Raw genomic sequence first — 25,923 nt, 5'->3', positions numbered from 1 at the left:
AATACTAACCAATATCGGACTTATCATGATTTTACCACTGGTCGACACCTTAAAGCAGCTTAGGTATCAAATCGCCCATCTTGAAGATGATACGCTTGCGCACGAATATCCAGAGCTGGAAAGATTCCTGGCTAGTCATGGTAAATCACTACCGGTACATAGCGAGCTACAGTTCTTATTTCAGTTTTTGTATGTTTACGGTCGTAAGTCTGAAGCAACTTTTAACCGCTTCCGTAATGAGCTTGAACGTTTTTATTTATGGTCGTGGCTGGTTGCTGAGAAGTCAGTGTTTGAGCTAAAGCGCGAAGATGTCGAGGCATATGTGGATTTTGTGGTAGAGCCAGATAAAGCATGGACGCAAACTTCAGTGCAGTGGCGTTATAAGCAGAATCAAGGTATTCGTCAGGTTAACGAAAATTGGCGACCTTTTGTTCTCAAAGAAAACGGCGCTAGCCAGCAAACGTTGGCTGCGATGTTTACCGCGCTCAATGTGTTTTATAAGTTTGCCATTTTAGAAGAAAAGTCGTTTGCTAACTTTGTACCGGTGGTTAAGAAAAATAGCCCCTATTTAGTTGTTCAATCACAAATCAACCTTCCTGATACGCTGAGTGATTTGCAATGGGAATATGTTTTTGGTGTAACACGTGATTTAAGTGAACAGCAGCCGGACCTTGAGCGCAACCTCTTCGTATTAGCTTGTTTGAAAGGCTTGTATTTACGCATTTCAGAGCTGTCAGACCGCCCTCATTGGTCACCGGTAATGAGCCACTTTTGGCAAGATCAAGATGACTTTTGGTACCTTAGAATTATGGGTAAAGGCAATAAGCTAAGAGATGTGACGCTTAGCGAAGACTTTATCGGCTACTTAAAGCGTTATCGACAGTATCGGGGGTTAAGCGCCCTACCTCGCGTTGATGAGCCCCACCCAATTGTTCATAAACTAAGAGGTCAAGGTGGTATGAACGTTCGTCAATTACGCCGCATTGTTCAGCAAAGTTTTGACTTGGCAGTGGCTAAACTAAAGGAAGATGGCTTTACAGAAGAGTCAGAGCAGCTCGAAGCCGCGACATCACACTGGCTAAGACATACAGGTGCAACGCATGATGCGCAACACCGCCCGCTAAAACACCTATCTGAAGATTTAGGTCACGCTAAAATCGCAACAACAGATCAAATTTATATTCAAACCAATATTAAAGAGCGTGCCAAATCGGGGTTAAAACGGAAGATTTAGGCTCTGAGCGTTCGGTCTGGATTTTAAGGAGTATATTTGAGCTCTAGATCACTGGTAATAATTGAAGATGACTTAGGCCTTGCGGAACTGCTTAGGCGCTTCTTTGAAAAACATGGTTTTATCGTGAGTATCCAAAATGATGGAGTGAGTGGGTTGGCGCATGTGCTGCAACTTCAGCCAGATTTTGTATTGCTTGATTTGCTGTTGCCAAATAAAGATGATTTCGAGATCTGTAGATCACTACAAAACAGGTACAATGGTAATTTGATTCTGTTAACCGCGAGTCACGATGATATAGACGAAATTACGCTATTAGAAATGGGGGCTGATGACTTTATTCATAAGCCAGTCAACCCACGAATTATCCTAGCGAGATTTCGAAAACTAGTTCGCTTAGCGGAAGAAAGTGAGAATAAGCAGCAAAATGGGCACTTGATCCGTGTTGGCCCCTTCTCATTTAACTCATCGACAAGGCAAGCAAGCCAAGATGGTATACCGCTTGGTCTCTAAGACAGTGAATACACATTATTCCATTTTTTGGCGTCTAATGTTGACTCTATTTTAAGTCGCGACCAGAGTTCAACCCAGCTGTACGGCCGCTCATTTGATGGTTTCGATCGTACAGTTGACAATAAAATCATGAAGATAAGAAAGATTATCGGTGATGAAATGCCCTATCAACACCTCATCACTGTAAGAGGGAAAGGATATATTTTTGTAAATAGCAAGGAAACTGAATGACAAGCATACGTTTTGCATTTGCAAGCTTACTCTTTGTTAGTTTGTTTTTAGTAATAAACCCCCTTTTGACTTCTCTAGCTACAAGTTATTTCTCAAAAGAGCTGAAAAAGGATGTAGAGCTAGATTATCTAGCCTATGTTAATGCTTTAGATGCAGCTCGTCCTGGCTTGGATGATGCTCAGTGGCAAGCTTTGTTTGGGATATTAGTACGTTTTATGCTGGATCGTTACATCAGCTGACATCCGTTTATGCAGAGCCTGATAATAACAGGCCATATTATCTTAAAGACATTTATCTCCTAACCTCAAACGGTACTTTCAGTGCAGGCGAAACCTTTGCGTTGGCGATGTCTGCGCTCCCTCAAGTAACATTGGTAGGACGCGCTACGGCTAGTGCCACCTCCGATACTTTTCCACGGATGCTGCCTAATGGTTGGATTTATGAGCTTAGTAATGAGTACTATGAAAACAGTTTGGATTTAAATGTGGAGGTGCTAGGTGTTCCTGTTGACGTTGAAGTCGATCCCTCCGACATCACATTTAGAAAAGAGAACAAAGATGCGGCGATTGAAAAAGTATTGTCACTACCAAGCTATGAGCCTTAATTATGATAAAAAGGACATCCACTGATGTCCTTTTCATTATTTAAGTGGTTTAGCAAAAAAGTGATGGATCTGAGCGACTACATTTAAGTCAACTAAATAGCTTCACTTACGCTTAAAACGAACAATCAACTCGTGCATTTCTTTTGCGGTCGATTCTAGGTCTTTACTCTCTTGATGTACTTTGTCTGCGCTATCTAGGCTGTTGTTTGCAAGCTGTGCAATGTTTACGACTTGCTGATTAATATCATCAGACACGGCCGCTTGTTGCTCAACCGAAGTTGCAATTTGCATCGACATATCACTAATTTGGATAACAGCTTGGGTGATTTGTTGAAGCATATCGGTGCTTTGATTCAGCTGCTCAATACCGTGAAGCGATTCTTCTTGGCCTTGCTGAGCAATATCTACTGACGCTTGTGTGCTGCTGGTTAGCTCTTCAATAATTGCATGGATCTCTTTCGTCGACTCTTGTGTGCGCTGTGCTAGATGTCTAACTTCATCAGCAACTACTGCAAAGCCCCTACCTTGCTCACCAGCTCGCGCAGCTTCAATTGCTGCATTTAGTGCTAGCAAATTAGTTTGCTCAGCGATTTGTTCGATAATTTGTGCGGCTGCTGCAATTTTATCAGTTTGTTTAGAGACACCTTCAACAGAATTGCGGATGTCGGCAATGGTATTACTTAAATCACCAAAAGCAATCTTGGTTTTATTAGCGATCTGTTCTGTTTGAGAAGTCAAATCAAGGGAGTTCTGAGCATCTTTAGCACTCAGTTGCACGCTGTTAGAGACATCGTTGATGGTTGTTGTCATTTCATTCATTGCAGTGGCAACAAGCTCAGTCTCAGTTTGCTGCTTTTGTAAATCAGCATAGGTGGCTCGCGCTTCTTTACTCGCCGTATGCGCTCCTTTTGATACGTTTTGCGCCGCATGTTCAACACGCGTAAGAATTGTATCTAGGTGTGCCCTTTCGCTCTTTAAGCGTACTTGGATTGATGCCATGGTACCATCCCAAGTCGAATAAACTTGCTCAGATATCTCATCGCAAAAACTGTGCGCCAACTCAGATTCTAGTCTTCTCAGCTGTTCTTTATCGCGCCAAGTTGCATAGGCTGAATATGCCAGCATATTTGCCATTAACCAAAAAAACCCTGCAGACTCAGAAGCAAAATACCAAAGTGCCAGTGACGAGATGATGTTAAATACTGGCCAAACCACGCGTAATTTGGGAAGACCGAAACTGCTTCCTTTATTAGTATTTACGTTTGTATAAAGTTGACTTGCCCGTTCAACCGTAGCCCTATCTGGGCAGCTTCTAACCGACTCATAGCCAATGATTTTGCCGTTTTCTGTTATTGGCGTTACATAAGCATCTACCCAGTAGTGATCACCATTCTTACAGCGGTTTTTAACGATCCCCATCCATGGCTTGCCTGTTTTAAGCTGCGTCCACATTGTTTGAAACGCCAGAGGTGGCATATCTGGATGCCGAACTATATTATGAGGTTGACCAACTAACTCATCACGGGAAAATCCACTAACATCAATAAATGCTTGATTACAATCAACAATATTACCTTTCAGATCAGTGACGGAGATGAGTTTTACATCGGGAGAAAAGGTTTTCTCTCTTTGAGTTACTGGGTGGTTGGTTCTCATTAGACAAGTCCAAAACTAACAAAACATTGATTTTCCCTTAAAGATTTGCAGGAAAATACGCCCTCAATCCATGAATAGCAATAGAGAAGGGATTAATTAACGATAATTACAACTATAGTGTGATTTAATTTTAGGCACAAATTGATTTAAGCCAGTTTAGATCGAAATAAGGCTTACTCCCGTATAGGCTTTCTTGTAAAATAATTCTACTAAAATGATAATCTAAGGAGCGTTAGGTGTCTCGCTTTTCAGCCATTACAGATAATCCCCATGAAGGCCGATTTAATTCAAAAACGGGTATTCTTATTACAAATTTAGGTAGCCCAGATGCACCAACGGCAAAAGCACTTAGAGTTTATCTCGCGGAGTTTCTTTCCGATCCCCGTATTGTCGAAATTCCAAGGCTAATTTGGTTAATGATTTTACATGGGATAATTTTACGCGTTCGGCCTAAAAAATCAGCACACGCCTATCAATCAATTTGGACAGATGAAGGCTCTCCTTTGATAACCATTAGTAGAGCGCAAACTGACAAAATAGAGAAACAGTTGCGTCAGGAAGGTTTTGAAGATATCGAGGTTGAACTCGCCATGCGCTACGGCAACCCGTCGATTGAGTCGGGGCTTGAGAAGTTAAGGGAAAAAGGCACAACACGAATTATCATCGTGCCACTATATCCTCAGTATTCCAGTGCAACCACAGGCTCAACCTTTGATCAGATCTCAAAGGTGCTGCGCGGTTGGCGCTGGGTACCTGAGCTGCATTTTATAAATGGCTATCACAAACACCCGCTTTATATCGAATCTTTAGCTAACTCCATTAGAGAAGATCTCGAGACAAATGGGGAGCCGGATAGATTGGTTTTTTCATATCATGGTACACCGAAACTATTTTTAGATAGAGGTGACCCCTATCATTGTTTTTGCCAGCAAACGACTCGATTAGTCGTTGAAAAACTCAATCTTGATAAAGAAAAAGTAATGACGACCTTTCAAAGTCGTTTTGGTAAAGCTGAATGGTTGCAACCTTATACGGACAAAACACTTGAGAGTTTTCCGAGTCAAGGTATTAAAAACGTCGCTATTTTAAGCCCGGCTTTTAGTGCGGACTGCTTAGAAACACTCGAAGAGCTAGAAGTTGAAAACCGTGAGGTATTTGAGTCTGCTGGCGGCGAAAAGTATCGATATATTCCTGCACTAAACGACCGTGATGACCATATCAAAGCGATCACAGCGCTGATAAAGCCACTGTTGTAATAAAGACGCAGAAGCAATCGCTAATTTTGAGGTGTGATATAAAAATATCACACCTTTATTTTTCTAATGCACTTTGTGTTTGTTCAACAAAAGCGTCTGTCGTCAATAACTCAAGGCAGGCGTCTATCGGTTTTGCGGGACTGTAAAAGAATCCTTGAATGTGATGACAACCTAGCTCTCGTAACTTTTCGAGTTGAGTAAACTGCTCCACCCCTTCGGCTATCACACCAATTCCTAACTTATCACTGAGCTTAATAAGACAGTCTATCATTACTTGTTTGTTGTAATCACACATTAAGCTGTCGACAAAGCTCTTGTCTATTTTCAGGTAATCCACCTGATTTTCTATCAAGTTACTTAATGATGAATAGCCAGTACAAAAATCATCAAGTGAAACCTTAATACCATGATCTCTTAGTTGATTAAGCGTTTTCCAAGTGTAACGATTTGTGGCAAGCGATTCAGTTACTTCAATAGTAATTGCTTCATAAGGGATTTTCGCTTTCTCGATGGCACAGGTGATTAATTTCACCTGATTAATGCTGGCTTTAAATTCGCTAACAGAACGATTAATAGAGATCCCGACCTCTGTAAAACCAGCGTTGTGAATTTTAGCTAAGTCTTGGCAGCTACGCTCAAGCACAAACTGTCCTACTAAATGAATAAGGCCAAACTCTTCGGCGATAGGAATGAAAGTACCAGGTGATACCATCCCGTACTCATCATCAAACCAACGCACTAAGGCTTCAAACTTCGTGATGTGGTTGGTATCAGCATTAACGATCGGCTGATAATAAACGGTGAGAGCACCTTCTTTCAAAGCTTGTTTTAACTTGTCCTTGAGCTTTATTTTATTTAAATAGGCGTTTTGAATTGCCACATTGTGTAGCGCCACCTGTCCACGCTCAGTTTTTTTCACACTATTGAGCGCATGTGCTGCGTTTCTGAGTAAGTTAGCTGCGGTGATCCGAGAACCGGCCTCAAGCTGTGCGACACCTGTAGAACAAGTGACTTCTATGGTGATTTCATTAAACACATAGGGCTGAGAAAGCTTCTGTGAAAGTTTTTGAGCAATCTTAAGCGCACTTTCTACATCGCTATGGGTCAACAATAGCGCAAACTCGTCACCACCGTATCTGGCGATAATATCATTTTGACGAACTGCATTTTTTAATCGTTTAGCCACAGAAATGAGTACTTTATCGCCGATCTCTGGTCCAAAAACATCGTTAACTTCTTTGAACCTATCTAATCCGATAAATAATAAAGAGCAACTCGTATTTTTACTTCTAGAGCCTGAGATCTGCTCTTCCAAGCGCTGCATAAAGCTACGGCGATTCAATAATGCCGTTAATGGTTCATGGTTGGCGTAAAAGGTAAGCTGAGACTCGTTACGCTTCCATTCGGTAATATCTCTAAAAATGCCGACGTAGTTAGCAATTTTACCCTGCTCATCTTTGACTACACTCAGCGTTAATTCTTCTGGATAAATTTGACCATTTTTTCGGCGATTATGGATCTCTCCTTTCCAGTGACCAACCGTGCTCAACGAAGCCCACATCGCTTCGTAAAAAGATTTATCTTGTTTACCAGAAGAAAGCACCGCAGGGTCTTGGCCTAATAATTCATAGCCAGTATAACCCGTTAGTCGCTCAAAAGCGCGATTCACCATAATGATTTTATTTTCATTATTAGTGATCATGATAGCTTCTGTGGCGTGCTCGAAAACAACGTTGGTGAGTTCAAGCTGCTTATTAAGCGATGAAATGTAACTAATATCTTGTATAGTTGCGGTGAAGACTACTTCATCAATGTTTTGCTCATCGGGTTCAACTTGACCAATAATTCTTAATAACCCGTAATGTTCTGTCCTAGCGACCAACGAAACCTGCAAATCTATATTGCGAACAGCACCTAACCTTACTTTTTCTAATGCGATCCGCAGTCGCTCACTATCTTCTATCGCGAGTTTGTCGAGTAATAATGATAGAGATGGAGAATGAGCTTTTGTCTTGAGTAGATGATTAAGGTGAGAGGAAAAATAGTGTTTATTCTGTTTAAGTTGCCAAGTCCAAGTGCATAGGTCCGCTATTTGTTCTCCCTTTGCAAGTTGTTTGAGCAAAATTCCTTGTTTGCTTAGCTCTAAATTATGACTAAGCTCAGTCGATATTAGATGCCCTAACTCTTGAAACCACAGTTTTTCTTCACGGCTTACGTGTTGCTCTTTATTAAACAAACAAACCATTATTCCAATGGGTGTATGATCTAGTGCTCGTAAGGTTAAACCCAAGTAACCTTCGATACTTAATACGCGAAGGATCTCATCTTCTTCATAGAGTTGCTGCAAACCATTCGTAATACTACAAACCTCGTTACTCGCTTTAGCGTCGAAGCATGGCGTACCTTCTAGGTCATAAATAATATTGTCGACTTCTTTACCATCCGCGAGATACATCACGGTCTTTACGCGTTTATCGTTATCGATAAACTTACCCACAAAACAATGATCCGCATCAAAGCGTTCATACAACTGCTTCAATGCAAATTGGTATCGCTGATTGGTGGATGTTAAATTGTAAAAATGGCTAAACGTTAAATTCATAGAAGTCTGTATGGCTCATTCCCGACAAAGATTTTCGTGTTCAATAAATAATAATAGCTTATTAAACTACATAGAATATAAATACAGATCAATAAATTTGCTTTTTGAAGAGAAAATGAGTTTGGCAAAAGCAAGATAGCGCCGGTAGGCGCTATCTAAAAAGAAAATTGCGTATCTACAATTGCGGTTGTACGTCCAAACCATAACCAAACATAACAGCGAGTACCAATACCGTTGACGCTGCTAGCATGAGTTTCACCATTAACGGCATACAGAATCTAAACCAATGCGTATAAGGTACTCCAGCCATGCCGAGTATCCCCATTAATACCGCATTAGTCGGTACGATCATGTTTGAGAAGCCATCACCAAATTGATACGCAAGCACCGCAACCTGCCTTGGTACACCAACCAAGTCGCCCACAGGCACCATCAATGGCATAGTGACATATGCCTGGCCAGAGCCCGACGGAATAAACATGTTTAGAAGCGTTTGAATAAGTAGCATGCCTACAGCTGAAACTTCCGCAGCAACATAAGAAAGAGGTGTTGAAAGACCATGAACAATCGTGTGAAGGATTTGACCATCCTCAAGAATCAGCGCAATACCGCGAGCTACACCAATGAGTACAGCTGTAGTAACGAGATCTGATACCCCTTCGATAAAGCGGTTTGCTGCTTCATCCGCTGATAGTTTACCAAGGATTGAGATGACGACACCCCATGCGATAAATAAGCCACCTAGCTCGTAAAGATACCACCCCTGAGTCGCAATACCCCAAACGGCACAGACAAGCGTGACAATGAAAGTAAGTAGAATCGTTCTATGACGACCATTTAGTTGCGGATAGCTAGGAGCAGCCTGACCTGCCAGTGGGCATGGCACATCTTTCATCATCGAGTTTTCTGGATTTTGCTGTACCTTTTTGGTATAGCTCCATACATGATGAAAGCCAATCAGTACAAATGGAACAAAAATAGCAAATCTTAGCCAAATACCTGAATAAACTGGCACTTCAGCAATTTGCTGGGCAATTAATACCGTAAATGGGTTAAATGCTGACACACCATAACCAATCCCGTAGCCCGCGATGATCATGCCAACAGCTGTCATCGCATCCAATTTCATTGCTTTACAAAGCGCAACTAAAATCAGTACAAATGGGATATATTCACCCGCGGTGCCTATAGCACTTGACGCAATTGCAAAACAGAACACCACCATGAAAATCAGCTTTTGTGGTTTATCTCCATTTTTTTCAAGTAAGCGGCCAATTAGTGCATCTACAGTGCCTGTAGCGCGTGCAATAGCGAGTACACCGCCCACTATCATAACGAAAAAGATTACGTCTTGCGCAGCAGCAAATGCACGAGGGATCGCTTTTAGCAGATCCCAGGGGGTAAGACGTACTGACTCTTCAGCTATATGGTAGGTACCAGCAAGCACAACTTGCCTGCCAGAGTCCGTGGTTGCAGTATCAAAAAAGCCTTGTGGAATAATCCAAGTAGACAATAATGCAATTAGCATCATACCTAGTAGCAGGACTAGTGTATGAGGAACTTTCAATGTTTTTGCCATGGAAAGTACAGCTCCAAATTAGGTAATGAAAAAAATTGCAACGCATCTTACCGATATTCGGAGCAGATTTCACTTTTTAATATCAAATTTCCATTTATGCTACATTGTGATTGGCCAAAACGGCATGTTCCACACGGTTTCTGCCATTTGCTTTCGCCTTATATAGACTACGATCTGCAAGTTTAAGTGCGTGATGCAAATCCTCAGAGCACAGTGGCCAGTGAGAGATCCCAAGTGAAATCGTAATATGTCCGGCTTCACCAAACTCAGTTTCAGCAGTACATGCGCGCAAGCGCTCTGCAATTCTATCTGCTTTATCAATATCTACATGCGGTAGAAACATTAAGAACTCTTCACCGCCACTGCGGCATAAATGGTCCTGCTCACGCGCATTGGTGCGCATCAACTCGGCGAGTCGTTTTATTACCACATCACCAACATCGTGGCCGTAAGTATCATTAACTTGTTTGAAGTGATCGATATCGAGCGCAATAATGCTAAACGGAGTTTGTTGTTCATAGGCAGTCTCTAGCCACTTTTCCATGCCTCGCCTATTGAATAAATGAGTCAGCTGATCTTGTTTTCTCTCGTCGTCAAAGCGTTGGATCTGTGCACCTAAGTTCTTAACACTGCTATGCATTGCCTGGTACAACCATGCGGCTTCATAATACCATGTGGACACATGTGGAAAATCGATGTTTCTGCCATCTTGCACTTGCTCTGATAACTTAGCTAATCGCCACAAAGGCTTAGCAATTAAGGTTCCGAGTCCAAGCACACAAATCAACAGAAATACGGTAAATGGAATAGTCGTTTTCAAGACGTGCTGCATGGTGTTCGATAATTGTGACATCGTGACTTCTAATGGCCGCTGTGCCACGACTCCCCAACCACTTGTTGGCACAGAAGCATAACCTGCTAGCATTTCCACTCCCTGGGTATTGACTACTTGGGCGGAACCAGAAGTTTTGCTGAGTAATGATTCAACGACCTCATTTTTGGTGACATCTTGTCCAATGCGATGATCATCATGATGATAAATAAGTTTACCGTTAGGACCAGTAACATAAATATAAGTTTTGTCTTGGTGATGATGGTTTGCTAATAATCGGCCCAAGATATTGTCACCCTTAAGATAAATCCCGGCAGCGATAAAACCAACGAACTTTCCTTCTTGATCAAACATTGGATGAGTTGGGCTCACCATCAAATTCCCAGCGGGTGAAACAAATGGACCCACAATAAAAGGCGCTTTTTCACGGAGTGGTGATGTTTCGACTTCATTTCTGAGTGTAGCCCCAACCACACCAAGTGAGTCTGGCTGAGCACCGATAATTTCACCTTTGGCGTTGACTAACACGATAGAGTCAAAACTATGAGTTCTTGTGAGCATTTGACTCAGCTCTTTATTGACCGCCTCAGGGCTATCTAGCTGCGTCGCGATGGCTTCGCTCGACGCCTTTAGTTGCATCAATACTGATTGTAAAAAGAGATCAGTAACATCTGCTAACTTAGTCGCGTAAGCACGATTTGCTTCTAACGTATCTTTTACCATCACTTGTTTTTGAACTTGGTAGCTCGAAAATAATGCGTTTAGCAACGAAGTAAATACGCATAATGTGGCAAGAATGAGTATGAGCTTTTTGAGGTCTAACCAATGTTTTGCTTTATTTATTTGTACCACTAAGAATTCTCTTTAATGTACTTCCATGACATTTTAGCTATTCGTTTGAGTGAAACAGTTAATCTATATCAAACTCTGGTCAGACCAATAACGAATAAGAACGTTCATATTCTGTGTGCCCGTATTATAACCACATGGTCAAAAATATTTAGTTTTTTGAACGGATTATTGGTATTGTCTTAGCTATCAGGTGTAAAATAATCTGAACATAAATACAGCGAAGTTCTTAATGAAGAAAAAGACTACCAATCCACTAGTTGGCCACTTTACACTTGCTTGCCTTGCACTTGCGGCGATATGGATGTTTGTATCTGATAAAGATGCATTGCTTGTCCTTAATTCCTTGGTTCTTGTCTATATTGTCTTTGCTTTAGCAAAACGTCTAATGAAGCCTTCCAATAAAAAGTGAATTACTCTACTCACCTTGTTCAGAGCCAAGTTATTTATTAGCCCTGAACATCATGAATAGCCTGTTTTACTGCCTAACCAACTTCAGTAAGTTTTCTCCCTTACTATCAAGTTCATTAAGTGGCTTAAGTCCCATAATATGTACAAGTGTTGGGTAAACCTCCAAATTACTGGCTTGCTCTATTTTTACACCTGACTTGAAGGCTGGGCCACTTGCAACAAAAAATGCCGCCATATCGGGGGTTATTTCATATCCGTGAGTACCGTAATACCCTTGCTTACCTTGCTGCATAAAGACAATGGGTGCTTTTGCCTGCAAGATAATATCGCCGATGCGAGGAGAATCTCCGCCATTGAGTTGTCGTTTTTGCTCACTACTTAATACTTCATAACGACCATTCGCTTTTTCACGTAACTGCTGTGTAAGCGCCTCTGTTTCAAGTGCTTTATCGTTTAACGCATAAAGTGATACCCTAGTTCCGCTATTTTTTATAGTCCATTCTTTAGGTATATCTAGCTCTTCGAGGATCACGGCTTTATCTGGCTCTATATTTGCCATGCCATGATCAGAAACGAGTACTAGGTTCACTTTAATTTTGTCCTTTTTCAAAGCAGCAACAAACTCACCGATTAAGCCATCAACAAACTGTACTGCTTTTCTCGTTTTTTCATGGTCTGGCCCATATCCATGACCCATGGTATCCACGAGAGAGAAGTAGCTGGCAATAAACAATGGTTTTTCGCTTTTTGGTAATTTTAGCCAATTGTGTATTTCATTAAGGCGGTTTTTGTAATCGGCTTGCTTTGAATAGTGATAATAGTAGTCGGGTGTCATACCGTTGATTCTAGCGTCAGATTCAGGCCAGAAATAAGCAGCTGACTTATACCCATGCATTTTTACAAGATTCCATAAAGGAACACCACTTATCCACGAGCTATCCACTCTACCCATACCCATCTTATAGCACTCATCACGCTTCTTATCGCAAAAGTAATTGTCGACGATGCCATGATTGATGGGTTTTAAGCCCGTAACGATAGATAAATGATTTGGAAAAGTCTTAGTCGGATATTGAGGCCATAGCTTGGTCGCGCGGACGCCCTGCTTCGCAAGGTTTGCAATATTCTTTGCATCGTGTTTTTCAATGTAGTCCCATCTGAAACCATCAATGGAGATCAAAACGGTTGTCGCGCGCTCAGCAAAAGCTGTACAACTAAAAATAGTTAAGGTGAAAAGGAAGATTCTTAACATGTATAAATTCCCGTGTCATGTGAGTACCGCTGCAAAAGTAAGAGGCTGTGCAGCATAATCCGTGTGATTGCGGCCGCATTAAATCACAATGATTTGAAATTTATATTGATTTGCGGTCAGTGGATAGCAATTATAGATATTCGGGGAAGGTTAACTTTCACTATGTTGTAGTTGAGCTTAATTAATGCTTGATCTAAGTCAAAGTGACCTTTATATTAAAGTTTCAATAATTACTGAAAGTTTAAAACAATGAACTTATCACCAAAAATAGAAAATTTTGTACTTCATTGCGGCGAAATGGGAAGTCGCTGGGGTTTCAACAGAACTATAGGGCAAATGGTTGGTTTGTTGGTTATTAATGAAAAGCCATTAACAGCGAACGAGATCGCCGATGCGTTAAAAATTTCACGCGGTAACGTGAGTATGGGAATAAAAGAATTGCAATCTTGGCAATTGGTCAAAGTGCACCATATTCCAGGCGATCGTAAAGAATATTACTCTCCAAACGGCTCAATTTGGGATCTCGCTAACCGCGTATTTGAAGAGAGAAGAAAAAGGGAAATCGACCCAACGCTCACTCTACTTCGAGACCAGATTCTAGATAGCGCTAATTCACCAGAAGAAGTATATGCACAGCAGCAAATGCAGTCCATTCACGACCTGCTTGAAACCGTTACCAAGTGGTCAGCCGAGCTTCAACGCCTGTCACCAGAACAACTTCAGTCGTTAATGAAACTCGGTTCTTCCGTGAGTAAAGTAATAGATTTAAAGGATAAATTATTACGTAAGTCTTAAAGTGCGAGGTGCGTCATGCTTGATACGTTGTTGTTGTCGCGAATACAGTTTGCGGCAAATATTAGTTTTCACATACTCTTTCCCACGATAACCATCGCGTTAGCTTGGTTTCTGGCGTTTTTTAAACTCAAGTATGACCTAACCGAACACCCAGTTTGGTTAAGAGCGTATCGCTTTTGGGTCAAAATTTTTGCCTTGACCTTTGCACTTGGTGTCGTCAGTGGCATCACCATGTCGTTCCAGTTTGGTACAAACTGGCCTGGTTTTATGGAGAAAGTTGGTAATATCGCCGGCCCCTTGCTCGGTTATGAAGTACTGACTGCATTTTTTATGGAAGCAACATTTTTAGGGATCATGTTGTTTGGCATGAAGCGCGTACCACCTAAAGTACATACTTTAGCTACCTTTATCGTCGCCATAGGCACCACTCTTTCAGCATTTTGGATCTTATCTTTAAATAGTTGGATGCAAACCCCGACGGGCTTTGAACTTAGAGACGGTATCGTGTATCCAACGGATTGGTTTGAGGTTATATTCAATCCTTCATTCGGTTATCGTTTCTTCCATATGTTACTGGCAAGTGCACTTACGGCTTCATTTTTGATAGCGGGTGTCAGCGCTTATCGGATGCTAAAAAACGACGAAAAGCATGCCCCCAAAAAAGCACTAACTGTTGCGTTAACAGTTGCAGCCCTACTTACTCCACTACAAGCTTTTGTCGGCGATTTACACGGCCTAAATACGCTAAAGCACCAACCGCAAAAGATTGCCGCTATGGAGGGGGTTTGGGAAACAGAGAAAGGTGCACCGCTATTACTATTCGCAATTCCGAATGAGGAAGAAAGACGCAACGACTTTGCGCTTGGTATTCCTAATATGGCAAGTTTTATTCTTACCCACGACGTTAACGGTGAAATTAAGGGGCTTAATGAATTTAAAGGTGAACACCCACCAGTTAAGCCCGTCTTTTTCGGCTTTAGAATCATGGTTGGGATGGGGATGCTGATGATCTTAGTTGCGTTTGTTACTCGTTTTACATTATGGAAAAAGGGTGAGTTACCGAAGTGGCAACTGAAAGCGCTTGTGGCGATGACTTTCTCAGGCTGGGTAGCTACCCTGGCCGGGTGGTATGTCACAGAAATTGGCCGCCAGCCATATATCGTTAGTGGTATCTTAAGAGTTGAAGATGCAGTCACGACAATAGCTTCTGAGAATGTGTTGTTCACGCTCATTGGCTATCTCACCATATATGCAATCTTACTCTACGCTTATATTCGCACTTTGTTCCACACTGCCAGCAAGGCTGTTGAAGTGGAAGAATACGACATGAAGGAATTTGCTGAGGAGGTGACTCGTGTTTAATCCAGAATATCTATCTCTTATCTATGCGGGTTTGATGGCACTTGCGGTACTGGTTTATGCAATATTAGACGGTTACGACCTTGGCGTTGGTATGATGATCCCACTGGACGATAAAGAAACAGCGGACACGATGATAGCCTCGATCGGTCCTTTTTGGGATGCTAATGAAACGTGGTTAGTCTTGGCTGTCGGCCTTGCATTTATCGCATTTCCTCAAGCCCACAGCATGATCTTGCAAGCTCTCTATATTCCCGTTGTGTTCTTACTCTTTGGTCTAATTATGCGTGGCGTTGCCTTTGATTTCAGAGCAAAAGCGAGGGTTAAACGCCAAAGGCGGTGGGACAAAGTGTTTAAATTTGGATCGCTACTCACCTCATTTGCTCAAGGATATATGCTGGGTCTTTATGTCATAGGCTTTGAAAATACCCTACTTGCCCACGCATTTGCTGTCTTTAGCGGAATTGGTGTTGTCTGTGCGTACGGCTTGATCGGTTCAGCATGGCTAATCATGAAGTGTGAGGGGCAATTACAGCAGGATGCGATTAACTGGTGTAAGAAATTTGCGAGAGTTGCCTTTGTTGGTGTATTACTCGTTTCTATCATCAACCCAGCTATTAATGAGTGGATCTATGAACGCTGGTTTGACCTACCTATGGCACTTGTAGTACTACCAGCTCCGATTATTTGCTTGTCGCTCTTTGTGATCTTAGAGTTTGTGTTACAGAAGCTACCAAAATCACCGGATAATGGTGCTTGGTTACCATTCCTCATTTCAGCTTTTATCTTTGTACTTTGCTTCTTCGGCTTAGTCTATAGCTTCTACCCTTTTGTAGTACCGGGCAAGCTAACTATCTTTGAAGCGGTTGCTGATGCATCGGCACTTACCTTCTTGTTATATGGCGTCGTGATTGTGGTACCGACCTTAATTGCATATACGTTATTTTCGTACCGAGTCTTTTGGGGCAAGGTTCAGCCTTTGTCCTACTATTGACACTTGCATACATTAGCCCAACCAAAAGGCAGCGAGTTGGACGCTGCCTTTTTTATTGCATTAAAAATAATGCTCAGCCCAGCGACATAACTAGGTCAAGTTTAATAGCATTCTTAGCAAGCTACATTCACTAAATACGCATAAAAAAACCCGTTACTAGAACGGGCTAAATATGATTTTAGCGACTAAATCTTTGGATAACCAATACGGTCAGATAAGTACCCTACACTTGTTGCGAAGTAGTAAGATCTATTCCAATTCATTAGGGCCTTATAGTTGTCATAAGCCAGATACATACGGCCATTGACGTCATCGGGCATCACTAAAGCTGCTGTGATATTGACTTGAGGTAAGTCACTCCCATCCATTCTGCGCAGTCCCAACTCTTGCCACTGTGCTAGTGAGCGCTCTGACTTACGCCATTCATTTAGCCATTCTTTGTGTGACTTGGTGCCACGCTTTAAAATGTAAGTGCTGTCAAAACCCTCAGGTAACTTTACTTGGCGGCCCCAAGTAAGGTCATCGTTCCAGCCTACACTTTTCAGGTAATTGGCAATAGACGCAAAAGCATCCTCTTGTGTAGTCCAAATATCCTTGCGACCATCTTTGTTATAATCAACAGCATAAGAAGTAAATGATGTTGGCATAAACTGAGTTTGGCCCATTGCTCCTGCCCAAGATCCTTTGAAATCTTCGACACCGATGTGCCCATCTCTTAAAATATCAAGCGCAGCCCACAACTGTCTTTTGTACAAAGCTTCTCGACGACCATCAAAAGCAAGCGTAACCAACGCACTAATGACTGGATAGCCGCCCTGAATACGACCAAAGTTACTTTCAAGACCCCAAAGCGCTACAATAAAACGAGCCTGTACGCCATATTCTTTTGCTATTCTTTCCAAAGATTCTTGGTGCTCTTTATAGAGTTTGCGAGCCTGTTGGATTTTCCACTCAGGGACGCGCTTTGGTAAATAAGTTTCTAGGGTTTCGACAATTTCTGGCTGGGTTTTATCAGCCTTAATCACCTTTTCTTTAAATACTGCGGTAGCAAATGCATCATCAACTAATTGTTGCGCGTAGCCCTTCTCAATCGCTTCTTGTTTTAAGTTTTTGAGGTATTCATCAAACTTCGCCTGGGTGTTAGCAAAAACTGATGTGGACAAGCAAACTGAGGCTACTAATAGGGAAATTTTTTTTATCACGAATCTGTTACTCCGTTTTGCTTTCTAAATTCATCAAGCAAGCTTTCGTTATGCGGTGGAAGCTGCAAGTAAAACCCATCGTCAGTTAATTTTTGCTTAACCGTCTCAAGATCAGCAATCCCCAATTTTGTTCTTTTCGCAAGGTCAATGATCATGACATAGGTAGGAGTGCCGAAAGTTTCCATTAACGGTGCAGGCACATTGGAAAAATCATCTCTTTTAGATACAAAAAGATAGGTATCCGCTTTTTTTGGACTTTTGTATATGGCGGTGAGCATTATAAGCCTATAAAATCTTGCTAATCATGGGCGGTCACTATACCATGCTAATAGTAAGTTGTGGAAAGTTTTACTACGCGCTAAAGTCAGCTAAATAAGGCTTTAGCGGCGGTTGTAACAGAAATTTGAGTACATATGGCAAATCAAACATTCGAACTAAAAGGAAATCTATTTACACTCTCAGTGCTGCAGTTGTTTTCTTTAGATCTGACTAAGTTAAGGCAAGATCTTGATAGCAAAATTTCACAAGCACCTAAATTTTTTCAAGGTGCACCAATTGTGGTTAATTTAGCTGATGTTCAGGAGCAAACTGTAGAATTCAATGAGTTAAAGCAAACACTGGTCGATTTACAACTCAATCCGGTGGGTGTGTGTAGCGGTACTCAAAGTCAGCACGACTTAGCCAAAGAAGCCGGGTTTTCTGTACTAAACTATTCAAGGGATGTGCAACCGAGTACCCCATCGCAATCTCAAGCTGCGGAAGTAGTAGAAAAACAAGTTTATCTTCCTGCTCAAATTGTGAACGGAACAGTACGTAGTGGTCAGCAAATTTATGCTAAAGACCGTGATCTGATCGTGCTAGGTGCTGTAAGTCATGGTGCAGAAGTTATTGCTGATGGTAACGTGCACATTTACGGTACTTTACGTGGTCGTGCAATCGCTGGTGCGCAAGGCCAAGAGGACACTAGTATATTCTGCCAGCGCTTAGAAGCTGAGCTAGTGTCTATAAACGGGAGTTATTGGATCAGTGATTCGTTGCAAGGCGAACACTGGGGTCAAGCTGCTCAAATAACACAACAAGACGAATCATTAAAAATTACAGCTTTGGTCAAAGGATAAATCAGATGGCAAAAATTATTGTCGTAACTTCAGGTAAAGGCGGTGTAGGTAAAACAACGTCAAGTGCAGCAATTGGTACTGGCTTAGCGCTAAAGGGTTATAAAACAGCCATTGTCGATTTTGATATTGGCCTCAGAAACCTCGACTTAATCATGGGATGCGAGCGTCGCGTTGTTTATGATTTTGTCAATGTGATTAACGGCGAAGCAAATCTAAATCAAGCATTGATTAAAGATAAGCGCGTTGAAAAACTTTATATTCTTCCAGCCTCTCAGACTCGTGATAAAGACGCCCTAACTCGAGAAGGGGTTGAGCGTGTGTTAAATGAGATGAAAGAAGAATTTGATTTTATTATTTGCGATTCACCAGCAGGTATTGAAGCAGGTGCAATGATGGCATTGTACTTCGCAGATGAAGCAGTGGTTACTACTAACCCTGAAGTTTCATCCGTTCGTGACTCAGACCGTATTTTAGGCATTCTACAAAGTAAGTCAAAGCGAGCAGAGATGGGCCTAGAGCCTGTAAAAGAACACCTATTGCTAACACGTTATAACCCAGAGCGTGTGGATAGTGGTGAAATGTTATCGGTAGACGATGTTAAAGAAATTCTAGCGATTGATTTACTTGGTGTAATACCTGAATCAAAAGCGGTACTTAATGCGTCCAACTCAGGTCAACCGGTTATCTTAGATCAAGATTCAGACGCAGGCCAAGCATATAGCGACGCAATCAACCGCTTGCTTGGTGAAGTCGTCGATTTCCGTTTCTTACAGGTTGAGAAGAAAGGTATCTTCAAACGGATCTTTGGAGGGTAAGGTGTCATTACTAGATTATTTTCGTTCTGAGAAAAAAAATAGCGCTTCACTAGCGAAAGAGCGACTGCAAATCATCGTTGCGCATGAACGCTCAAAGCGTGGTACACCAGACTACTTACCACAACTTAAGCAAGACATCCTTGATGTTATTCGTAAATACGTAAAAGTAGATTCGGATGCGGTCAACGTCCAGTTTGAGCAAAACGAGGATGATTTAGCAGTATTAGAATTGAACGTTACTCTACCAGATGATGAAAAGTAACTGTTTGAGTAAGTGAAAAAAGGGCTATAAAAAATAGCCCTTTTTATTTCGTTTGACTCGTCCTAAACAACCTGTCAGGGGGCTTTACATTGATCCATTCTGCTAGGAAGGCATTATTTATCCGAAGTTCAGGTTACTTGCTTTTATTCAAGGACAAAGTACCCTTGACTCTTTTTGCTGGCTTAGCATTTGGTTTAAGGCTTGATTTGCGATTGTTGTTACCGTGATTTTGTTCACCACTTCGCGTTTTTGACTTTGGCTTAACGCTATTTTGCTTGTCGAGTTCAGTTGTTCGATCCTTTCTGTTATGCGCTCGCCCATCTTGCTTTGGGCGACTAACCTCGCCTACTTCACTTCTAGGCTTATCTTGTAGCTTTCCTGCGCCTGCACCTGCTGATGCTTCTTGCGTTTTACTTGATGACTCAGTGGCTAAATTAATCGCTCGCATTTCGTCGTCATTGAGATGACGCCACTTGCCAGAACTAAGCCCCTTTAGGTCGATATTCATGATCCGAATACGCTTAAGGTGTGTTACTTCAAAACCTAGATATTCACACATTCTGCGAATTTGACGATTTAAGCCTTGGGTCAAGACAATGGTAAATGACTTAGCACCGGTTTTACGAACTTTACATGGTTTAGTCACAGTTCCAAGGATTGGAACACCTGCGGACATACGTTTTACAAATCGCTCATCAATGGGTCTATTGACCACAACCTCATATTCTTTTTCATGGTTATTACCGGCGCGAAGGATCTTATTGACCATATCGCCTTGGTTGGTCAGGAAAATTAATCCTTCAGATGGGCGGTCTAGGCGACCAATGGGGAAAATACGTTCGGGGTAATTAATCGCACTAACAATATTACTTTTGATTTTACGTTCAGTGGTACAAGTTACACCAACAGGTTTATTATAAGCAATAAATACAGCCCTTGGCTTAGCTTTCAGAGGCTTACCATCAATAACGATGGTATCAGCATCTGACACTTTGGTGCCCATTTCTGGTAGAATTCCATTTACTTTGACACGGCCTGAGGCGATTAAGTCATCAGCTTCACGACGACTGCAGTATCCAGTTTCACTGATGTATTTATTGAGGCGCTTTTGCTCTGTCACGATACAACCACTTTGAGTAAAAACCCGTATTGTAATCGCTTCAACCACTTTACACTACTGCATTTCTACTTTTGCAAACTTTTTCTTAATAACTCGGGAGAAAAGTGGTACTGCTCTTTAGGTTTTCCTTTGAGGCTCATTGCCTTGTAATCGATAGATTGCCAGTTTTTTTCCGACTTTATCCAGTAGTAACTAGCTAGGTTTTCCTTCGTGATCACGCTTAAGTCAAACGCAAGCTCAGTGTTATTCTTCCAAAAAGGATGACCATAATAGTGATCGTACGCCGAAATCAATGCCCATGCGCCCATCATGAAGTGTCCACCAACAGATGCTTGCATCTCATTATGTTCAATAAGATCAAAAGTATCTGACAACCAATCAAATCCGCCAAAAACGATTTTTGAGGTCTTAGACGCAGCTGCTGTGATGGCCCCCATCGCCATTAAGTCTGAAGCACTCCAGATAAGATTTGTTTGTGGGTAGCGACTCAATAGCTTCTTGGTTTTATCAAAAGCTTGTTCTTTCGACCAACCAGCATAAACAGTTTGCTGAACGGCTACGCCAACTTCATCAAAAAAGCGCTTTGCACCGTTGCTTCTTATGTCTGATTCTGTGCCATAGTGACCATTGATAGCAATTGGATAAATCGTTTCATGACCGTTGGCTTTAGCCTGTTGGTATAGCTGCTTAGCCAAATCGTAGCCTGCTTGGTCATTATCGTGATGGACTTCGCCTAGCCAATACTTATAGTGTTCTTTTGGATTACCAATAGCCTGTCTTTCGGGTCCTGAGATTGTTTCTTCTAACGTAATATGGTTAATCCCATACTTTTCTAGGAGTTTCAGACTCTCTTCAGCACCGCCAGGATAATTAATGAGGATAACGTAATCAGGTGTAACGCGATAACTCAAATATTTTTTAAGTTCAGCAAGCTGAATAATTCGATTTCCTTCTCCAAAGATCACATCCAATCTAATGTCGAGTTGCTCCGCAGCCGCTTCTGTAATACCTTGGACGCGCTGCCAAAATGGGTCCCCTGGCACAGAGGGGTTCACAAACAAGACATTTAATGACTGTTTAGCATCAACACTAAAACACACTATCCATAGCACTAACACAATTAGAACTTTTTTAATCATAGCAGGCTCTTCTTAGCACTAGCACCTTCAATAACGTCTCAAATGGACCTTGCTTAAACAACTTACAATAAACAACTGCAAGTACTAATTGGATTATAGACGCAATTACAAATGCTGAGAAATAATCCACTCGATCCCAAGTGCTGATAGCACTCGGATTTATGAGGTAAAAATAGCTTACAAATACGATTGACTGAAGAAGGTAAAACGAAAGCGCAAGACGCCCAACACATTGTAAACTCCAAAGCTGATGCTTCGCACCTCGCATCGCCGCCTTGATTACAACGATATAAAACAACGCTACTGGTACAGCAAGGATCCAATTGACCCCTTCAAAAAACTCCACACCTAGTCTACGCTCAAGAACAAAACCAACAAATGACAAAACAATAGCAATCACGGCAAACAAATTAATTTTATGAACAGGTTCAGCACTATCTAAATCAAACATTCCACTTCGATATAAACGCATACCGAGTAGCATTAACCCAGCGGTATACCACAAAGTAATAACCGGTATAAGTAAACTGATAATGATAAAGTAGAGGCCGTTTAGCGTGAGCAGCTCTAGGTAGTTTGCTGGAATTTGCTGCAAGAATTCTAGGTAAGTGTCAGAGGCTCTATTTATCTGTGCTTCAGGATCAATTAACAGCAGTAAGCTGATAGCAATAGAAGGGACTAGAATGAATCCTATCGCATAGCGGTTTAACTTTTTGTCGTTTGCGTCAATAAATTGCAGTGCGACAAGCCCACTCAGCGCATAATTAAATAAAATATCTCCAGGCCAAATGAGCACACCGTGTAACACACCAAAGACCATCAGCCATTTTAATCGATGTCTTGCAAAGCTCTGGCCATTCGCCTTTGCCACCTGAATACACAATGCCGCCCCGAATAACATAGCAAATAAGGTTCTAAAACGACCATCAAAGAAAATGCTATTAACCAGCGCAAAAAACGGATCAAGATAGTGAACAACTTTGGCTGGTACATAGCCCAACTCAAAATTGGCCATATGTACCATATTCATGGAAAGTAAGCCAAGCAGCGCGAACCCTCGGATCGCATCCATTGCAATAATTCTATTCATCAATACACACGGTTTTTATACATATCAGCCCAGTTTATCGCAGCAGCATGAAAATCAGGAAGGTTTTCGTCTTTATAGTTTAGATAACTGCACGCATCCTGTAATGTCCACCAGCTACCAGACTCATAGGCTCTAACGATATTTAAAATATAATATAGCGTGTTAGGTTTGCCTATCAGGGCATCATGGAGCTGTTCAGGAAAAGGCAACTTGTTTACAACCTGCTCCATTGGCCTGTCAAGAATGGCATCAAGCAAAGAAAACAACCCAGTCATAAAGCTCATATTGGCAAGTCCTGGCGAAATTTGCTGTGCGATAAGTTCACAAAATCGCGAACGTACAATAGAAAGGCGTGTTAATTCGGTTGGCTTTCCCTCGGCTACGTGTGCTGTCATGATTAAGTTTACAAACTTTTTGACACGCTCGTTTCCTAAATAAACCAAGGCCTGCTTCAATGACTCGATGCGGCTTTTGATCGGGAATACACCTGAGTTAATCAACCTTAGCAGTTTATACGCAAGCGCTGTATCTTGAGCAAATAATTCGGCTAATCGTGTAATACTCATATTCGGTTTGAGTGCTTCCTCATAAATGAGCATGGCGATCACGTAATTGATAGTAATGTCTTTTTGCTCAATCATCTTTGGTTTTGCAAAGAAGTAGCCTTGAAAGAACTGAAATCCCATCTTTTTAGCTTGCTCGAACTCAGCTTCGGTTTCGACTTTTTCAGCAAGAAGTTTGATGTTCTTTCGTTCTTTGATCATATCAATCACTGGCACTATGGTGTCCAGCGGATTTTCCATGACGTCGAACTTGATAAGCCTTACGAGCTTTAAGAAGGGTTCCCACTCTTTTGAGTATTCAAAATCGTCGAGGGCAAGCCTAAAGTTGCTGTGAAATAAACCTCTTATCCGTTCATAGTTTTGTTTTGTTGGTGGAATAGTCTCCAACAGCTCCAAAATCACATCATTTGCTGGGAGAAATTCACACAGCTCCTGACGTAAAGAGTCTGGACCAATATTAATTAGCGCTTTCTTTCCCGAAGTGAGATATCGCATGCCGAGGTTAAGTTGATTATTCATTATCAGCTTGGCTGTCGCTGCATCATCTGCAATATTTGGAAAGCTATTTTTTACACCATCGCGAAACAACAATTCGTATGCAACAACTTGTTTTTTACGATTAAATATGGCTTGGCGGGCCACAAAAACCTTCAAACAAAAACTCCTTCGTACCTAAAGTGAACAATCGCACTTTTGGTTTAGCAATTTTTTGATTTTAACCCTTTATGATGATAAAGAAAATCAACCTAAGCTATTAAGAATCAAAATAATAGCTTAAAAGATAATGCAAAATGATAAAAAAGAAAGGTCAAAGCTGTCTTTTGACACCTTTGACCTAGTTTTTTGTGTAGCAATTGAGCTAATTGATAAATACTTAACACAGATGTGCAAATTTTTTTATCTAAATCTGCGCTATCTATATAATTGTTCGCAGTATTTTTGTGCAACGTCAGACCAGTCGAAGCGCTGCATTCGAGCTTGCTGCCTGAGTTGTTGATATTTCTCTCCATCGCCCATCAGATCAGCAAGCGCTAATTCAAAAATCGCAACAAACTGACTGCCTTGCTCAGCGAGCGTTTCCCCTTCAAAACAATAACCGGTTTCATTGTGCTTCACCGTATCGGATAACCCACCCACTTTATGCACGACACAAGGCTGCCCAGCACGCATCGCAAGCATTTGACTTATGCCGCAGGGCTCAAAGGAGCTTGGCATCAAAAACAAATCACCTAGCGGGTACAGTTGCTCACCGAGTGCTTTACCATAGCCATTTAAAAACAACACATTGCTATGACGTGCCATGACCTCGGTAAATAGCTGCTCTAGGTATGGGTCTCCAGACCCGACAATCACAATACGTGCTTCTTGTTGCTTGGCAATTGTCGCGATGTCATCTAGTACAATACCTGATTGGGTCGGCTGTCTTAAAATGAGTGCTTTTTGATCTGTGAGACGACCAACACTGGTGATTAACTTGCCACTGAAAGCTTCGTCACGCCACGCGAGTATGCGTTGGTGCGCAATGTAAAACCGAGATAATACTTGGCTTGATTTTGCCATCCATTGAAACACATGTTGCTCGGCTAGCGCCAAATAGTCGGTAAAATTAGGTGTTTCTACGATATCCGGTTCTTCATACACGCAACCATTTAAAATACCCACTAACCGTCCTTCATGGGAAGCATGCTGCATGTCACCCTCTAACCCTTCGCCACCAAAAAACCCCAACTCTGGATGACTTGGGATCATCACTTCTTTGGCATAGTTAGGAGAAACAACGTGCACTTTATCTGAAAGATTAATAGCAGCTCGCATCGGATTAAAACAGTGAGGATATGTTGGATCGCAAATACTGAGCCCATCATAGGTAAGCGTGGGAAACCAAGACTCAAGACTAGAAAAGTCTTGGTTAAAAGGCCGGATCCCTTGAAGCGCAAGGTTGTGCACCGTGTAAACCGTCCTTAGCGCCTTTAAACGTTTGAATCTTGGACTAAACTGACGTAGCACTGCAACGACAGCGGCATGCCAGTCGTGTAGATGCACAACATCTATATCCGCAATCAACTCATGCTCAATAAGTTCGGCAACTGCAGCACTAAAAAACGCGAAACGATTAGCATCCGTGGCAAATGGCTGGTGGGGATCATTACAATAAATAGCACCGTGATGCTCACTAAACAGCGAGTGTGAAATGACATACTGGGTAACATTCTCGCTTTCTTCAACAGACCAAAGCGTCGCCGTCTCTAAGTATTGACGGAAAGGGACGGCAATATCAGCGACTAAGTTTCGATCTAAGGCAGCTTGACCATAATCAGGCGTTACCACCGATACTTTAATGCCAAGCTGTGCCAATGCGTAAGGAATGTCGCGTATTACATCTGCGACGCCCCTACCTTACATTTTGGCAACCGATCGTTTTCGGCTGCCACTACAATTACATGCATAGT

At 41.8% G+C, this 25,923-nt stretch carries 22 protein-coding genes and 2 pseudogenes; 12 read left to right on the top strand and 12 right to left on the bottom strand.

Annotated features, from left to right (window positions below):
* Positions 1-25 precede the first annotated feature (25 nt).
* From B1L02_RS20260 to B1L02_RS20240, 5 genes and pseudogenes are all read left to right on the top strand, one after another.
* Positions 26-1,234 (top strand): tyrosine-type recombinase/integrase, encoded by a 1,209-nt coding sequence (locus B1L02_RS20260; protein WP_088532585.1) that lies wholly within the window; start codon positions 26-28, stop codon positions 1,232-1,234.
* Between the two features lie 36 nt (positions 1,235-1,270).
* Positions 1,271-1,744, top strand: a complete 474-nt coding sequence (locus B1L02_RS20255; RefSeq protein WP_088532584.1) for a response regulator — start codon at positions 1,271-1,273, stop codon at positions 1,742-1,744.
* A gap of 15 nt (positions 1,745-1,759) precedes the next feature.
* Positions 1,760-1,975: pseudogene (locus B1L02_RS25235) on the top strand (winged helix-turn-helix domain-containing protein); the annotation flags it as partial.
* Positions 1,972-2,214 (top strand): hypothetical protein, encoded by a 243-nt coding sequence (locus B1L02_RS24065; protein ID WP_088532582.1) that lies wholly within the window; start codon positions 1,972-1,974, stop codon positions 2,212-2,214. The pseudogene B1L02_RS25235 and the gene B1L02_RS24065, both read left to right, overlap by 4 nt.
* Positions 2,157-2,579 carry a S41 family peptidase gene (locus tag B1L02_RS20240; protein ID WP_088532581.1) on the top strand — a complete coding sequence of 141 codons (423 nt, stop codon included), beginning with the start codon at positions 2,157-2,159 and terminating at the stop codon, positions 2,577-2,579. The genes B1L02_RS24065 and B1L02_RS20240 overlap by 58 nt, the downstream gene beginning before the upstream one ends.
* Before the next feature lie 102 nt (positions 2,580-2,681).
* On the opposite strand, the gene B1L02_RS20235 is transcribed toward B1L02_RS20240, so the two are convergent.
* Positions 2,682-4,235: a methyl-accepting chemotaxis protein gene (locus B1L02_RS20235; RefSeq protein WP_088532580.1), complete on the bottom strand. Its 1,554-nt coding sequence runs from the start codon at positions 4,233-4,235 to the stop codon at positions 2,682-2,684.
* A gap of 236 nt (positions 4,236-4,471) precedes the next feature.
* Between B1L02_RS20235 and hemH the strand changes: the two genes are divergently transcribed.
* Positions 4,472-5,491 carry a ferrochelatase gene (gene hemH, locus B1L02_RS20230; protein ID WP_088532579.1) on the top strand — a complete coding sequence of 340 codons (1,020 nt, stop codon included), beginning with the start codon at positions 4,472-4,474 and terminating at the stop codon, positions 5,489-5,491.
* Positions 5,492-5,546: 55 nt separating this feature from the next.
* On the opposite strand, the gene B1L02_RS20225 is transcribed toward hemH, so the two are convergent.
* From B1L02_RS20225 to B1L02_RS20205, 4 genes are all read right to left on the bottom strand, one after another.
* Positions 5,547-8,093: a putative bifunctional diguanylate cyclase/phosphodiesterase gene (locus B1L02_RS20225; RefSeq protein WP_088532578.1), complete on the bottom strand. Its 2,547-nt coding sequence runs from the start codon at positions 8,091-8,093 to the stop codon at positions 5,547-5,549.
* Positions 8,094-8,268: 175 nt separating this feature from the next.
* Entirely contained in the window at positions 8,269-9,672 is a 1,404-nt protein-coding gene (locus tag B1L02_RS20220; RefSeq protein WP_088532577.1) for a YfcC family protein, read from the bottom strand.
* A 94-nt stretch (positions 9,673-9,766) separates the two neighbouring features.
* Entirely contained in the window at positions 9,767-11,356 is a 1,590-nt protein-coding gene (locus B1L02_RS20215) for a sensor domain-containing diguanylate cyclase (protein WP_088532576.1), read from the bottom strand.
* 475 nt (positions 11,357-11,831) lie between these two features.
* Positions 11,832-13,016, bottom strand: coding sequence for an ectonucleotide pyrophosphatase/phosphodiesterase (locus tag B1L02_RS20205; RefSeq protein WP_088532574.1), 1,185 nt, complete (start codon positions 13,014-13,016; stop codon positions 11,832-11,834).
* 249 nt (positions 13,017-13,265) lie between these two features.
* Here B1L02_RS20205 and B1L02_RS20200 point away from each other — a divergent pair, with 249 nt between their 5' ends.
* Genes B1L02_RS20200 through B1L02_RS20190 form a run of 3 tightly spaced genes read left to right on the top strand, consistent with a single transcriptional unit; the run spans position 13,266 to position 16,164 of the window.
* The gene (locus B1L02_RS20200; RefSeq protein ID WP_010605404.1) at positions 13,266-13,811 is read left to right on the top strand and encodes a GbsR/MarR family transcriptional regulator; all 546 of its coding nucleotides are present in this window, start codon (positions 13,266-13,268) and stop codon (positions 13,809-13,811) included.
* A gap of 15 nt (positions 13,812-13,826) precedes the next feature.
* Positions 13,827-15,173: a cytochrome ubiquinol oxidase subunit I gene (locus tag B1L02_RS20195; RefSeq protein WP_088532573.1), complete on the top strand. Its 1,347-nt coding sequence runs from the start codon at positions 13,827-13,829 to the stop codon at positions 15,171-15,173.
* Positions 15,166-16,164 carry a cytochrome d ubiquinol oxidase subunit II gene (locus B1L02_RS20190; protein ID WP_088532572.1) on the top strand — a complete coding sequence of 333 codons (999 nt, stop codon included), beginning with the start codon at positions 15,166-15,168 and terminating at the stop codon, positions 16,162-16,164. The genes B1L02_RS20195 and B1L02_RS20190 overlap by 8 nt, the downstream gene beginning before the upstream one ends.
* 185 nt (positions 16,165-16,349) lie before the next feature.
* Here the strand turns inward: B1L02_RS20190 and B1L02_RS20185 are convergent, their stop codons facing one another.
* Both B1L02_RS20185 and B1L02_RS20180 read right to left on the bottom strand, forming a co-directional pair.
* On the bottom strand, positions 16,350-17,366 hold the full coding sequence (locus B1L02_RS20185) for a lytic murein transglycosylase (RefSeq protein WP_088532571.1): 1,017 nt from the start codon (positions 17,364-17,366) through the stop codon (positions 16,350-16,352).
* Positions 17,363-17,644, bottom strand: coding sequence for a YcgL domain-containing protein (locus B1L02_RS20180; protein ID WP_088532570.1), 282 nt, complete (start codon positions 17,642-17,644; stop codon positions 17,363-17,365). Before B1L02_RS20180 ends, B1L02_RS20185 begins: the two co-directional genes overlap by 4 nt.
* Positions 17,645-17,779: 135 nt before the next feature.
* Here B1L02_RS20180 and minC point away from each other — a divergent pair, with 135 nt between their 5' ends.
* From minC to minE, 3 genes are read left to right on the top strand one after another with little or no spacing between them, the layout of a single operon-like run.
* Positions 17,780-18,484: a septum site-determining protein MinC gene (gene minC / locus B1L02_RS20175; RefSeq protein ID WP_088532569.1), complete on the top strand. Its 705-nt coding sequence runs from the start codon at positions 17,780-17,782 to the stop codon at positions 18,482-18,484.
* A gap of 5 nt (positions 18,485-18,489) precedes the next feature.
* Entirely contained in the window at positions 18,490-19,299 is an 810-nt protein-coding gene (gene minD / locus B1L02_RS20170; RefSeq protein WP_088532568.1) for a septum site-determining protein MinD, read from the top strand.
* Between the two features lies 1 nt (position 19,300).
* Positions 19,301-19,561: a cell division topological specificity factor MinE gene (gene minE / locus B1L02_RS20165; protein ID WP_010372964.1), complete on the top strand. Its 261-nt coding sequence runs from the start codon at positions 19,301-19,303 to the stop codon at positions 19,559-19,561.
* Positions 19,562-19,694: 133 nt separating this feature from the next.
* On the opposite strand, the gene rluF is transcribed toward minE, so the two are convergent.
* The 5 genes and pseudogenes from rluF to B1L02_RS20140 all read right to left on the bottom strand — a co-directional run bounded on the left by rluF (position 19,695) and on the right by B1L02_RS20140 (position 25,920).
* The gene (rluF, locus tag B1L02_RS20160; RefSeq protein WP_088532567.1) at positions 19,695-20,681 is read right to left on the bottom strand and encodes a 23S rRNA pseudouridine(2604) synthase RluF; all 987 of its coding nucleotides are present in this window, start codon (positions 20,679-20,681) and stop codon (positions 19,695-19,697) included.
* Positions 20,682-20,746: 65 nt separating this feature from the next.
* On the bottom strand, positions 20,747-21,820 hold the full coding sequence (locus B1L02_RS20155) for an ABC transporter substrate-binding protein (protein WP_088532566.1): 1,074 nt from the start codon (positions 21,818-21,820) through the stop codon (positions 20,747-20,749).
* Entirely contained in the window at positions 21,813-22,910 is a 1,098-nt protein-coding gene (locus B1L02_RS20150; protein WP_223192188.1) for a DUF418 domain-containing protein, read from the bottom strand. Before B1L02_RS20150 ends, B1L02_RS20155 begins: the two co-directional genes overlap by 8 nt.
* On the bottom strand, positions 22,910-24,127 hold the full coding sequence (locus B1L02_RS20145) for an EAL and HDOD domain-containing protein (RefSeq protein ID WP_088532564.1): 1,218 nt from the start codon (positions 24,125-24,127) through the stop codon (positions 22,910-22,912). The genes B1L02_RS20150 and B1L02_RS20145 overlap by 1 nt, the downstream gene beginning before the upstream one ends.
* A gap of 258 nt (positions 24,128-24,385) precedes the next feature.
* Positions 24,386-25,920, bottom strand: a pseudogene (locus B1L02_RS20140) (glycogen synthase).
* Positions 25,921-25,923 lie beyond the last annotated feature (3 nt).

This window comes from Pseudoalteromonas piscicida, from assembly GCF_002208135.1.
Taxonomy (GTDB): Bacteria; Pseudomonadota; Gammaproteobacteria; order Enterobacterales; family Alteromonadaceae; genus Pseudoalteromonas; species Pseudoalteromonas piscicida_A.
Note: the sequence above shows the minus strand (reverse complement) of the source record. Positions and strands in the feature narration are given on the sequence as shown.